Genomic DNA, 14,153 nt, shown 5'->3' on the forward strand with positions numbered 1-14,153 from the left:
ACTTATGTTACCCCTCGACTTGCATGTGTTAAGCCTGCCGCTAGCGTTCATCCTGAGCCAGGATCAAACTCTTCATCGTTTGTCTTTAAATATTATTTGAAAACAATACAACGGAATTATAATCGTATCTCTAAATGATTCTAGTCTTTAATTTCGTATGTATTAACTATCCTATAAATAAAATAGCTAAATACGCGCTGTCAATCAATATGTCTATGAACTTTCTTAGCAATCTAAAACCACATCTAGTAGCCAAAATTACTCTTGTTATTACTTAAGGAATCGAACCCTAATTCTACCTAAATTATCAGTAGAAAACCATTCTAAAGTAGAAAACCATTCTAATTATTTTTATGAACTCGCTCTGTTTCGCTAAGCGGATGCAAATATACAACCCTTTTTTATTCTACAAAGCTTTTTTGAAATTATTTTTAAAAAACTTTTTTCCTAAATCCCTAACCAAAACAAAACTCTCAATGAACTCCTAAGCCCTCGAGCTTAGCGGATGCAAACATACAACCCTTTTTTATTCTGACAAGCTATTTCATGGAAAAAAAATAAAGTTTTTTTAACCTAAAAATAAAACCAAATCTCAATGAACTAACCGAAACACATTACCCCGTTTCGAGGGCGCAAATCTACACACATAAAACTATTCGACAATGACTTTTTTAATGTTTTTTTTAATATTTTCTTAACTCCTTAATAACTTAGATGTTACATTAAAAAAAATATTTCTTCTCATTTATCGAACAAAACCCTAGATTGACAGCCTCCTTAATATATAGGTATTATAATAAGGCGACATAAATAATTCTGCACCTCTTACCCTTTAAGCAATGTAGTTTACCAACATAATCATAATTTAATACATTAAATATGCATACTACTATTGTATGAACTTTAATATCGTATTATCTTTGCATCCTTAATTACATAAAGAATGATCAAGATTACGTTGCCTGATGGCTCGGTTAGAGAATACAGTAGCGCAGTAAGCGCTTTAGATGTAGCAAAAGATATTAGTGAAGGTTTTGCAAGAAACGTGATTTCTGCAAAATTTAATGGAACTGTTATTGAAACCTCTACCCTATTAACAACAGACGGTAGTCTTATTCTATATACATGGAGAGATGATGAAGGTAAAACAGCTTTTAGACATTCTACATCGCATGTTTTAGCACAAGCTCTAGAGCAATTATATCCTGGTGTAAAATTATCTATTGGACCGGCAATTGATAACGGTTTTTATTATGATGTAGATCTTGGAGATAAGACTATTTCTGAAAAAGACTTCAAAACAATTGAAGATAAAATGTTAGAAATTGCCAGAGGTAAGCATGATTTCAAAATGAGATCTGTTTCAAAAGCAGATGCATTAGCAAAATACAAACAAGAAGGCAATGAATACAAAGTAGAGTTAATTGAAAACCTTGAAGACGGAACAATTACTTTTTGTGATCATGATACTTTTTCAGATTTATGCCGCGGAGGGCACATACCCAATACAGGGATCATAAAAGCTGTAAAAATCATGAGTGTTGCCGGAGCTTATTGGAGAGGAGACGAGAACAATAAGCAACTAACAAGAGTTTACGGAACATCTTTCCCTAAGCAAAAAGAATTAAAAGAATATTTAGAATTACTAGAAGAAGCAAAAAAAAGAGATCACAGAAAACTTGGCAAAGAACTTAGTCTTTTTACATTTTCATCAAGGGTAGGCCAAGGATTACCACTTTGGCTTCCCAAAGGAGCAGCGCTTAGAGAACGTTTAGAACAATTTCTAAAAAAAGCACAGAAAAAAGCAGGTTATGAAATGGTAATGACACCTCATATCGGTCAAAAAGAGTTATATGTTACCTCTGGTCATTATGCTAAATATGGAGAAGATAGTTTTCAACCTATAAATACTCCTGCTGATGGTGAAGAATTTCTTTTAAAACCCATGAATTGTCCTCACCATTGTGAAATATATAATAGCGGACCATGGTCATACAGAGATTTACCTAAAAGATATGCTGAGTTTGGTACAGTTTATAGATATGAACAAAGTGGTGAATTACATGGACTAACAAGAGTAAGAGGATTCACTCAAGATGATGCTCATATTTTTTGTACTCCAGACCAATTAGACGAGGAGTTTAAGAAAGTAATCGATCTTGTTTTATATGTATTCGGTTCATTAGGTTTTGAAAATTTCACAGCTCAAGTCTCTGTTAGAGATCTTGACAACCCAACTAAGTATATTGGAGATGTTACAAATTGGGAAAAAGCTGAAAATGCTATTATAAGTGCCGCAAAGGACAAAGGCTTAAATTATATAATTGAAAGTGGAGAAGCAGCTTTTTATGGTCCAAAACTCGATTTTATGGTTAAGGATGCGTTAGGTAGAAGTTGGCAACTAGGAACAATCCAGGTAGATTACAATTTACCCGAACGCTTTGACCTTACTTATAAAGGTAATGATAACGAATTGCACAGACCTGTTATGATTCATAGAGCTCCTTTTGGAAGCTTGGAAAGATTTATAGCTATTTTACTAGAACATACGGGAGGTAACTTCCCACTTTGGCTGATGCCAGAACAAGCTATTATTCTCTCTATCAGTGAGAAATATGAAAAATACTCTGAAAAAGTTTTAAATTTGTTAGAAAATGACGAAATTCGCGCCCTTGCCGATCATAGAAATGAGACAATAGGTAAAAAGATCAGAGAAGCTGAAATGAATAAATTTCCTTATATTATCATCATTGGGGAACAAGAAGCTACTGATAACACGATATCTGTTAGAAAACATGGAGGAGAAGATTTAGGAGCTATATCTATTGATGAATTTTCTAAAATCGTAAAAGAAGAAATAAATAAAACCTTAAAACCGTTTAACGGATAAGAAATAAATAAAAAAATAAGTTTAATTTAAATTTTGAAGTCATAGCAATAAGAAGAAGAAGGTCTCAAAAACCACTAAGAGTAATCAAAGAAGATGCTCACAGAATCAATCATAAAATACGAGTTGATGAAGTACGTCTTGTAGGTGATAATGTTGAAGTTGGAGTGTATCCAACCAAGAAAGCATTACAACTTGCCGAAGAGCAAGAGCTAGATCTTGTAGAGATTTCACCTAAAGCTGTGCCACCTGTTTGTAAAATAATGGATTATAAAAAATTCCTTTATGAACAGAAAAAAAGAGACAAAGCTTTAAAATCTAAAGCCACCAAAGTTGTTATTAAAGAAATTAGATTCGGTCCCAACACCGATGAGCATGATTATGAATTTAAAAAGAAACATGCTATTAAATTTCTTAGCGAAGGTGCTAAACTAAAAGCTTATGTTTTCTTTAAAGGTCGTTCTATAATTTACAAAGATCAAGGTCAGATACTACTACTTAGACTTGCACAAGAATTAGAAGAGTATGGTAAAGTAGAACAAATGCCTAAACTTGAAGGTAAACGAATGATAATGTTTATCGCACCTAAGAAATAAAGTAAAGAGCTATTTTATAGCATTTGAAGATAATAAGTGAGATTATAAAAACAAGGATACAATGCCTAAAATGAAAACAAAATCCAGTGCTAAGAAGCGTTTTAAGCTTACCGGAACTGGTAAAATCAAAAGAAAGCACGCTTTTAAGAGTCATATATTGACAAAAAAATCTAAAAAACGTAAGCTTGCTTTGACGCACTCAACGTTAGTGCACAAAAGCGATGAAAATAGTATTAAGGAACAATTACGTTTAAAGTAATTAATCCCTAATCAGGTTAGAATTATTGTAAACCCAGGAGTTAGGCTTTTATAAAAGTAAAATTACAAACTATAAAAACAAAGTATCTAGTTAAGATCGCCTACTACTAAAAAATTTAAAATTATGCCAAGATCAGTAAATTCTGTTGCAAAGAGAGCTAGAAGAAAAAAAGTTCTTAAGCAAGCAAAAGGTTACTTTGGACGTCGTAAAAACGTTTGGACAGTAGCAAAAAATGCGGTGGATAAAGCGATGCAATATTCGTATAGAGACCGTAGAAATAAAAAGAGAACTTTCCGTGCTTTATGGATCACTCGTATTAACGCAGGTGCTCGTACATATGGTATGTCTTATTCTCAATTTATGGGTAAAGTTAAAGCTAATAACATCGAGTTAAACCGTAAGGTTTTAGCAGATTTAGCGATGAACAACCCTGAAGCTTTTAAAGCGATTGTGGAAAAAGTAAAATAGTAATCTTTTTTAATAAAACTATACAATCTCACTTGTTTAAAACCTGCTTGAAAAAGCGGGTTTTTTTTATATTAACTCCTAAAAAAACACACTTAGTCGATAAAACAAGTATTTAATCCATTAAATCCATGGCGAACCCGCATTTTTTCATTACTTTTAAACAAACTCGACTTATATGAAGAAACACTACTTTTTAATTACTTTCGGAGTATTATTCATTAATCAAACTTTGCTTGCACAGGAACAAAGTACACATCATAGTACTAAACTAGGTTCAGAACAAATTTTTGGTTTACTAGAAATGCCCTTTCTTGCTATAGCTCTAATTTTTAGCTTTCTAACGGCTACAAGATTAAAAGGGGGAAAATTTGGCTCTGGAATGACACTTCTTGCCTGGGGTTTTGTTGTAATGGCTTTAGGTCACTTACATATGCAAATCGCTCATATTTTTGATTATAATGTCTTCAAGAACATATTTGGCGACACCTTTGGTAATTATATCTGGTTTATTGCTCTAATTCTTACATGGGGATTATCTGCATTAGGTTTTTTCAAAATATACAGAGCCAGTAAAATATGACCCTTAGATGATCGCAAATTGGTTTAAAAAAATAATATCCAAAAATAGAATTGATCCAACAGGAAATAAAGAAGAACAGGACATCAGTGATCTTATTAATTTTTTGTGGAAACAAATCGACATACCCGCTAATGCAACTAATCTGAAAGCAAAAGCTAAAATTTTTGATACCTACTCATTATCTAAAAAGAAAGAATTCTTACCCGAATTATATCTGCTATTTGAAGAACACATTGTTGAGAAGAATATAATTAATCAATTAAGTTCAAAAATAATAAGAGATAAAATCATTGAGCGATACGCCTTTTTGAATACTTACGAGAATTTTTATTTGATATTTCAATCCTCTTCAGAACAAGAACTCACATTATGCAGAACATTTCTTTTTAGCGTACTGGTGAAATCCGAGGAGCTTGTTGGAGGCAACAATGATCCAAAAATAGTTAACATAAAAAATTATCTTCATACCGATTATAATTTCAAAACTATAGATTTAATAAAAGAGCGAAAAAAACTATTAGAATATTCTACAGAGATTTTTCAGCGAATTAAAAATAGCCTAGGAATTAATGCTATTACTAATATTTACTTACTCATTTACAAATCCTATTTTCAGTCGTACCACTTATTGGATTCTTTTACAGGAATATTAAATGTTATTCCTGAAGAAATTTTGGCAAAAGATCTCATAAATTTTCCAAGCAAACAACAAATGCTTAAAATGCTTCAGAAACAATTGTACAGCATGGAAGAAATTAATGAGCGACTGACAAAAGAAATTATAGAAAGAAAAAAAGTAGAAGAAGATTTAAAACATATAGAACATCTTAACACGACCATTCTTGAGACCGCTATGGACGGAGTGATTTTAGTAAATAGTAATGGGACCGTTTTAAACTGGAACAATCAGGCCGAGAATATACTTGAACTAAAAAGAGAAGAGACCATAGGACGAAGTGTTTATTCTCTAGTGCCACGTAAACTTAGATACGCTTTACAAAACAGCTTTAGTAATTATATTAAAACAGGAACTGATGAATTAATTAACAAGAGAGTTGAAACTTCTGTAAATAGAATTAATGGAACCGTAGTACATATAGAACTTACGATCATAGCAATTAAAACTAAAGAAGATTTCTTATTTAATGCTTTTTTTAGAGACATTACTAGCAAAAAAGTTATTGATAATGAAATTAGAGAAGCAAAAGTAATTGCTGAAAAATCTGCAAAAGCTAAATCTGCTTTTTTATCGAATATGAGTCATGAAATCAGAACACCTTTGAATGTAATTTTAGGATTAACCGGAATTTTACAAAAAAGTGATTTTAGCACTCCACAAGTAGATAAAAAAAATCTCGATGGCATCCAGTTTTCTGCAGAAAATCTTTTAGTTCTAATCAATGATATTCTTGATTTTTCTAAAATTGAAGCCGGAAAACTCACTTTACATAATACTGATTTTAATGTACTAGAGCTCATACATAATTTATCTAGAGGGTTTAGAATCAAAGCTGATGAAAAAGGTATCGATTACACTGTGGATATCGCCCCAGAAGTACCAAAGTTTATTATTGGTGATCAACTTAGGTTAAATCAAATTTTAATTAATTTACTAGGAAATGCTATAAAATTCACCCATGAGGGCAAAGTCACTATTGAGATAACTGTTGGTAAAATACTTAAAAACCAAATCACACTGAACTTTGCGGTCAAAGATACAGGGGTTGGTATACCTAAAGACAAGTTAGCTAGTATTTTTGAAAGTTTTTATCAAGTACACAAGCCAGGAAAAAACAAAATAGAAGGGACTGGCTTGGGCTTATCAATTTCAAAACAGTTAATAGAATTACAAGGTGGAAAACTAAAAGCCAAAAGTAAACCTGGTATAGGTTCTGTTTTCCAATTTTCAATACAATACACTAAAAGTCAGTTTAAATCTACAGAAAAAAATCAAAAAAGCATCATCTCAAATCAGGATACAACTGATATTTCAGGAATGAGAGTTCTAGTCGTGGAAGACAATAAAATGAACCAATTTTTCTTAAAACAATTACTCTTAAATTGGAACATTGAAGTTCATCTTGCTGAAAACGGAAAAATAGCTCTAGAAAAAATAGAGCATAGTGTCTATGATTTAATTTTAATGGATATGCATATGCCAGTAATGGATGGCCCAGAAACTGCAATGAAAATAAGAAAATCCCCTAACGCAGCAATAAAACAAATCCCTATAATTGCTTGTTCTGCCGATGTATTTCCTGAATCAAAAAAGAAGGCAATTGCTTCTGGAATGGATTTCTATCTTACTAAACCTTTAAGTGAAAAAGCTCTTGAAGAAGTGCTTTTTAGTCTACAACCAAAAGGTATTAAAGGAAGAACCTCTATAAAAATGGAAGTGTCACCAGTAAAGAATTTAGTAAATTCTTCTTCAATAAAAACCTGTGACCTTTCTTTCTTAAAGAAAACCTTTGATAACGATAAGGAGATCATACAAAGTGTTCTTCAAATATTTATTGATGAAACACCTTTAGATTATCAAAAATTAAAAGATGCTGTGTATCAAAATGACATGGTTACTTCTAAACAAATAGCGCACAAACTCAAATCAAGCTTTAAAACTATTGGATTAAGCCACCAAACTCAACTATTACAAAAAATTGAACAAAATTCTGCTCAAAATAACGATTCAAAGGTGATTCTAGAATTATTTAAACAATTAGAAGAATCTTTTCCTCAGATTATAAAAGATATTAAACTATCAATAAAAGAGTTGGATTCTTGAATCACTTAAAATAAAAATCTGAATCCTATTAGTATATTTGCGGTTATGCAAAATCAGATCAAAAGCTTTCAAAACACTAGAATCAAGTTTCTTAATCAACTGAAAGAAAAATCACGCGTTCGTAAAAAGGAAAAATGTTTTATAATTGAAGGAGTTCGTGAAATCTCTTTAGCCCTAAAAGGAGATTATTCAATTACTCAAATATACTATTGTCCTTCAATAATTTCATTCGAGGAAGCTTCAACCCTAACAAACCAAAGAGACCAAAAAACATCTATATTTGAAATCTCTCTAGAAATATATCAAAAGCTTGCATATCGCAGTACTACAGAAGGAATATTGGCAGTTGCCCTAGCTAAGGATTTAGACATAAACAGTTTTAAATTATCTTCAAAAAACCCTTTAATTCTTGTTACCGAAGCTCCTGAAAAACCTGGTAATATTGGTGCTCTTCTACGCACAGCAGATGCCGCTAATCTAGATGCTGTTTTTATCGCCAATCCTAAAACAGATATGTATAATCCAAATATTATTAGATCAAGTGTAGGGTGTATTTTTACCAATAAAATTGCTACAGGTACTACATCAGACATTATTACATTTTTAAAACAACAAAATATCGAAATCTATGGCGCGGCATTACAATCCTCTCAGGATTATCACACACAAAATTACACAAACCCAACAGCCATTGTAGTAGGCACAGAAGCTACAGGTCTAAGCAGTGAGTTTTTACAAAATACTTCCCAAAATATAAAAATACCAATGGGCGGTAGTATAGATTCAATGAATGTATCTGTTGCGGCGGGAATTTTAATTTTTGAAGCAAAACGCCAGCGTAATTTCATTAAATAAAGATTAATAAATTATTAAACAAATAGATTAAAAAGTATTATCTTTCCACCTACCCCGTAAATCCCAAATACTTAAACTACTAATTGCTATTAACCGATGACCCCTATTTCCCTATTTTACCTATTAGTTGCTATCGTCGTTATTGTATTTTTAATAGACACTCTTTTGGACGTTCTAAATGCAAATCATTATGATGATAAGATACCCGAAGAATTATCTGATGTTTACCCAAAAGACGAATATTTAAAATCCATAGCATATAAAAAAGCAAACTATAAATTCAAGATATTTTCTTCGACTATATCACTTTTTATTATGTTATTGTTTTTCTTTCTTGATGGCTTTGCCTGGGTAGATAATATAGCCCGAAGTCTTTCTGACAATTCAATTGTTATTGGTCTCATTTTTTTTGGAATTATAATGATAGGAAGTGATATCCTTTCTACACCAACTTCTTACTATCAAACTTTTGTAATCGAAGAAAAATTTGGTTTTAATAAAACATCTTTAAAAACCTTTTTTGTAGATAAAATTAAAAGTATCATTATGATGATTATCGTTGGTGGTGCTCTTTTATCATTAATTATATGGTTTTATGAAATCACTGGAAAACATTTTTGGATGTATGCTTTAGCATTAATTTCAATTTTCACACTTGCTATGAATATGTTTTATGCCAGACTTATTGTTCCTATATTTAATAAACAAACCCCGCTGGAACCTGGAGAACTAAGAAATATTATAGAAGCGTATTCTAAAAAAGTTGGTTTTCAGTTAAAAGACATTTATGTGATTGATGGCTCTAAAAGAAGTACTAAGGCAAATGCATATTTTTCTGGTTTTGGAAGTGAAAAAAGAATTACATTATATGACACGTTAATTAAAGATCTGGATAATGAAGAAATCGTAGCGGTTCTCGCCCATGAAGTTGGGCATTTTAAGAAAAAACATGTTATCGCTAACTTATTATTATCAATATTACTAACAGGATTGACTTTATGGTTTTTATCTCTTTTTATCGCTAATCCATTATTATCAGAAGCGCTTAACGTTAGCGTGCCCTCTTTTCATGTGGGTTTAGTTGCATTTGGAGTTTTGTATAGTCCAATTTCTGAGATTACTGGCCTTGTAATGAACATAGTTTCAAGAACTTTTGAATACCAAGCAGATAACTATGCCAAAAACACATATAACGAAGAAGCTTTGATAAGTAGTTTGAAGAAACTTTCAAAAAACAATTTTAGCAACCTGACCCCCCACCCTGCAATGGTATTTATACATTATTCACACCCAACTCTTTTACAGAGAATAAAAAATTTAAGAGAATAAAATCCAGTGTTCAAGTACTTGCTCATTACAATTCTTAATTGTACATTTAATAAATATATGTCATGTTTACACTTTAATTAACATATATAATTTAAGGTATAATTTTTGTCAGATTATTTATTGCAAAGGGAGAATAGTTCACACAGTATTGAATAGGGCTTTCATAAAAAATTACGTATTATGACTGAAGCTGCTATAGAAGAAGAAAATAAACAAATAGCTAAGCAATATAAAGAATTGCTTCGTATTAGTTACAGAGATCTTTCTAAGGAAGATAAGGCACTTATACGACAAGCATTCGACATTGCCGTCGATGCTCATAAAGAGCAACGAAGAAAAAGTGGTGAAGCTTATATTTTTCACCCAATAGCTGTTGCTAAAATAGTTGCAAGTGAAATTGGTCTTGATGCAACTTCAATTGCTGCAGCGCTACTACATGATGTCGTCGAAGATACAGAATATACATTAGTCGACATCGAACAAATGTTTGGTGAAACCATAGCACGTATTGTTGATGGTTTAACTAAAATTTCTTCTTTAAAGAAAGATAGAGATATATCTCTTCAGGCAGAGAATTTCAGAAAAATGCTACTTACACTTAATGATGATATCCGTGTTATCATTATTAAAATTGCAGACCGTCTACATAACATGCAAACCATGGACGCTATGCGACCTGATAAGCAAGTTAAAATTGCTTCTGAAACATTATTTATTTACGCACCTTTAGCGCATAGAATAGGACTTTACAACATTAAGACTGAACTCGAAGACCTAGGCTTAAAGTATACAGAACCTGATGTCTACAGAGATATTCTTGAAAAAATAAAAGAAAGTAAAGAAGAACAAGATGCTTATATCAAAAGGTTTTCTGATCGAATCCGTGAAGGACTCGATAAAGAAGGGCTAAATTATGAAATCAAAGGTAGACCTAAATCCATATTTTCTATCCGAAGAAAAATGGTTAAGCAAAACGTCTCTTTTGACGAGGTGTATGACAAGTTTGCGATACGAATAATATATAAGTCAGATTCGGACACTGAAAATGAAAAGTTTGTAGCGTGGAAAATCTATTCTATTGTTACTGATTATTATAGACCTAATCCAATTCGATTGCGAGATTGGATTAATCAACCAAAAACCACAGGTTACGAGGCACTTCACATCACTGTTATTGGTCCAGATAGTAGGTGGGTAGAAGTCCAGATCCGAAGTGAACGCATGCATGAAATTGCAGAAAAAGGATACGCAGCACATTATAAATACAAAAACAAAGAAGAGCAACAACAAGATCAAGGCCTGGATGATTGGCTAAATAGACTACAAGAGGCATTAGAAAACTCTGAGGCCAATGCTGTAGATTTTGTAGAGGAATTTAAACTAAATCTATATGCCAAAGAAATATTTGTTTTTACCCCTGAAGGAGATTTAAAATCATTACCCAAAGGGGCAACTGCTCTTGATTTTGGTTTTAGCGTTCATACAGAAATCGGGCTAAAAACCAGGGGATCAAGGGTTAATGGAAAATTAGTGCCCTTAAGTCATGAGTTAAAAAGTGGGGATCAAGTAGAGATCATTACTTCAACAAAATCAAAACCATCTTCTAACTGGTTAGATTATGCGACCACTGCAAGAGCACGTTCCAGGATAAAATCAGCTCTACGTGATGAGAAAAAACAAATTGCCGAGGATGGTAAAGTGATCTTGAAACGTAAGCTTCGCTCTCAAAAAATTACCATGAGTGAAAAAGTGGTTAATGAACTTGTACTATATTTCAAACTAAAAACCAGTTTAGATTTATTTTATAGAGTTGGTATTGGAACCATTGATAATAAAAAAATTAAAGAATTTGCTACAACAAGAAGCAATGTCTTTATGAATTTTATTAAAAATAGAATTAGAAGAGGTAATATAAAAGATGTAAATAAAGAAGAGATAACCTCTAAATATGATCTCTTAGTATTTGGTAAAGATCTGGAAAAGTTAGAATATAAATTATCAAATTGTTGTAACCCTATTCCTGGAGATGATGTATTTGGCTTTGTTACCGTTAATGAAGGTATAAAAGTCCATAAAAACAATTGTCCAAATGCTTTACAATTGCAAAGTAACTATGCCTATAGAATCATGCAATCAAAATGGATAGATTCTAGCCAAGAAGAATTTAAAGCCGTTATAAGACTTAATGGAATTGATAATATTGGTGTTGTTAATGAAGTAACTCAAATTATATCTAACAATATGCATCTTGCCATTTACAACATGAATTTTGATACAAACGACGGTGTTTTTACCGGTAAAATTACTGTAGGTGTTAAAAATAAAAATACTCTAAAAACAGTAATAAAAAGTCTTACTAAAATAAATGGTATCGATAAGGTTATTCGAGAATAATAGACATCTAAACAATAGCTTTAGAAATTCGATATATGCATGCATTATTGTAGCATTAAAAATTATGATAAAATAATATCTTATTTAATTCCTTCAATGCAGTTAGGGGGCTAATAAAAAATAATGTAACTTTGCTTTTTTAAACGTATGAGTACTAAAGCAACTACACAAAACGATCAAGTTATCGTTAAAAATGTGTTTACCAGCTTCTTAGAAGAAAATGGTCATAGAAAAACACCAGAACGATACGCTATACTTCAAGAAATTTACGAAAGTGACGAACATTTTGATATAGAATCTTTATATATTAAAATGAAAAACAAAAACTATAGGGTTAGTCGTGCTACGCTATATAACACTATCGAGCTTTTATTAGAGTGTAAATTGGTTAGAAAACATCAATTTGGTCAAAATCAAGCACAATATGAAAAATCATATTTTGATAGACAACATGATCACCTTATTCTAACAGATAGTGGTGACGTTCTTGAGTTTTGTGACCCTAGAATTCAATCTATAAAAAAAACAATAGAAGAAATTTTTGATGTAGATATTACAAATCACTCTTTGTATTTCTACGGAACTAAAAAGAAATCAAACTAATCAACACAACTAATGGCGGTAAATTTATTGCTTGGTCTTCAATGGGGAGACGAAGGGAAAGGAAAAATTGTAGACGTTCTTACAAAAGATTATGATATAATTGCTAGATTTCAAGGTGGTCCAAATGCCGGGCATACTTTGGAATTTGATGGAATCAAACATGTATTACACACTATTCCTAGTGGAATTTTTCATGACAAAGCCATTAATTTGGTTGGAAATGGAGTTGTAATAGACCCTGTTATTTTCAAAAAAGAATTAGATAATCTAAATAAATTTAATTTAGACTATAAATCAAAGCTTTTAATTTCTAGAAAAGCACATTTAATACTTCCAACTCATAGAATTTTAGATGCCGCCTCAGAAGCTTCTAAAGGTAAAGCTAAAATAGGCTCAACCCTAAAAGGTATAGGTCCTACTTATATGGATAAGACGGGTAGAAATGGTATTCGAGTGGGAGACCTTGAACTTAGTAACTGGAAAGATCGTTATAGAAACTTAGCTAATAAACATGAAGCTATGATTGACTTCTATGATGCTAAAATCGAGTATGACTTAGAAGAATTAGAACGTGAGTTTTTTGAAGCTGTAAAGGTATTAAAATCACTAACTTTTATTGACAGTGAAGAATATCTTCATAAAGCGCAAAAAGAAGGAAAAACAATTCTTGCTGAAGGAGCTCAAGGATCATTATTAGATATTGATTTTGGTACTTATCCATTTGTGACTTCTTCTAATACAACGGCAGCCGGTGCTTGTACCGGTTTAGGGATTGCTCCTAATAAAATTAAAGATGTTTTTGGTATTTTTAAGGCCTATACAACACGAGTAGGTAGCGGTCCTTTTCCTACTGAACTATTTGATAAAGATGGTGAGACAATGGCTAAAGTTGGTAATGAATTTGGAGCAACAACAGGAAGACCAAGACGTTGTGGCTGGTTAGATCTTGTAGCACTAAAATACGCTGTACATGTTAATGGGGTTACTAAGTTAATGATGATGAAAGGCGATGTGTTAAGTGGATTTGAAACACTAAAAGTATGTACTGCTTACAAATATCAAGGCGAAACAATTACACACTTACCATACAATATCGAACCAGAAAATGTAACTCCAATCTATACTGAAATGAAAGGTTGGTCAGAAGATCTTACAGGAATGACAGAAGCTTCTGAATTGCCAAAGGAGTTAAATGAATATATCGACTTTCTTGAAAAAGAGTTAGAAACTCCTATTACTATTGTATCTGTAGGTCCAGATAGAACGCAAACAATACATAGGTAGTTTCAAAATACGACAATACTATAATTAATTACAAAAGCCGTTAAATTAAATTTAACGGCTTTTTCAGCTAACTAAAATAGTAACACAAATATTATAATTCGTTTTACTATTACTCT

11 protein-coding genes and 1 rRNA gene are annotated in these 14,153 nt (G+C 31.8%); 11 read left to right on the forward strand and 1 reads right to left on the reverse strand.

Going from position 1 to position 14,153, the window contains the following annotated elements; translation table 11 throughout:
- Nucleotides 1-79: ribosomal RNA gene (locus tag AWE51_RS11350) — 16S ribosomal RNA — on the reverse strand; the annotation flags it as partial.
- Between the two features lie 864 nt (nucleotides 80-943).
- Here AWE51_RS11350 and thrS point away from each other — a divergent pair.
- The 11 genes from thrS to AWE51_RS11405 all read left to right on the forward strand — a co-directional run bounded on the left by thrS (nucleotide 944) and on the right by AWE51_RS11405 (nucleotide 14,037).
- Entirely contained in the window at nucleotides 944-2,890 is a 1,947-nt protein-coding gene (gene thrS / locus AWE51_RS11355; protein WP_066313637.1) for a threonine--tRNA ligase, read from the forward strand.
- A gap of 83 nt (nucleotides 2,891-2,973) precedes the next feature.
- The gene (gene infC / locus AWE51_RS11360) at nucleotides 2,974-3,483 is read left to right on the forward strand and encodes a translation initiation factor IF-3 (RefSeq protein WP_074408604.1); all 510 of its coding nucleotides are present in this window, start codon (nucleotides 2,974-2,976) and stop codon (nucleotides 3,481-3,483) included.
- Between the two features lie 61 nt (nucleotides 3,484-3,544).
- On the forward strand, nucleotides 3,545-3,742 hold the full coding sequence (gene rpmI, locus AWE51_RS11365) for a 50S ribosomal protein L35 (RefSeq protein WP_027394180.1): 198 nt from the start codon (nucleotides 3,545-3,547) through the stop codon (nucleotides 3,740-3,742).
- Nucleotides 3,743-3,865: 123 nt separating this feature from the next.
- The gene (rplT, locus tag AWE51_RS11370; protein ID WP_066313640.1) at nucleotides 3,866-4,210 is read left to right on the forward strand and encodes a 50S ribosomal protein L20; all 345 of its coding nucleotides are present in this window, start codon (nucleotides 3,866-3,868) and stop codon (nucleotides 4,208-4,210) included.
- A gap of 175 nt (nucleotides 4,211-4,385) precedes the next feature.
- Nucleotides 4,386-4,790: a hypothetical protein gene (locus AWE51_RS11375; RefSeq protein WP_066313641.1), complete on the forward strand. Its 405-nt coding sequence runs from the start codon at nucleotides 4,386-4,388 to the stop codon at nucleotides 4,788-4,790.
- 7 nt (nucleotides 4,791-4,797) lie between these two features.
- Nucleotides 4,798-7,572 carry a hybrid sensor histidine kinase/response regulator gene (locus tag AWE51_RS11380; protein ID WP_066313642.1) on the forward strand — a complete coding sequence of 925 codons (2,775 nt, stop codon included), beginning with the start codon at nucleotides 4,798-4,800 and terminating at the stop codon, nucleotides 7,570-7,572.
- 45 nt (nucleotides 7,573-7,617) lie between these two features.
- On the forward strand, nucleotides 7,618-8,427 hold the full coding sequence (locus tag AWE51_RS11385; RefSeq protein WP_066313644.1) for a TrmH family RNA methyltransferase: 810 nt from the start codon (nucleotides 7,618-7,620) through the stop codon (nucleotides 8,425-8,427).
- Between the two features lie 96 nt (nucleotides 8,428-8,523).
- Nucleotides 8,524-9,756 carry a M48 family metallopeptidase gene (locus AWE51_RS11390; protein WP_066313646.1) on the forward strand — a complete coding sequence of 411 codons (1,233 nt, stop codon included), beginning with the start codon at nucleotides 8,524-8,526 and terminating at the stop codon, nucleotides 9,754-9,756.
- Between the two features lie 180 nt (nucleotides 9,757-9,936).
- Nucleotides 9,937-12,150 (forward strand): RelA/SpoT family protein, encoded by a 2,214-nt coding sequence (locus AWE51_RS11395; protein WP_066313649.1) that lies wholly within the window; start codon nucleotides 9,937-9,939, stop codon nucleotides 12,148-12,150.
- Nucleotides 12,151-12,297: 147 nt separating this feature from the next.
- Complete coding sequence (locus AWE51_RS11400; protein ID WP_066313650.1) at nucleotides 12,298-12,753, forward strand: Fur family transcriptional regulator; 456 nt, start codon at nucleotides 12,298-12,300, stop codon at nucleotides 12,751-12,753.
- 12 nt (nucleotides 12,754-12,765) lie between these two features.
- Nucleotides 12,766-14,037, forward strand: a complete 1,272-nt coding sequence (locus AWE51_RS11405) for an adenylosuccinate synthase (RefSeq protein WP_066313651.1) — start codon at nucleotides 12,766-12,768, stop codon at nucleotides 14,035-14,037.
- The last annotated feature ends 116 nt before the right edge of the window (nucleotides 14,038-14,153 follow it).

It is taken from the genome of Aquimarina aggregata (assembly GCF_001632745.1).
Taxonomy (GTDB): domain Bacteria; phylum Bacteroidota; class Bacteroidia; order Flavobacteriales; family Flavobacteriaceae; genus Aquimarina; species Aquimarina aggregata.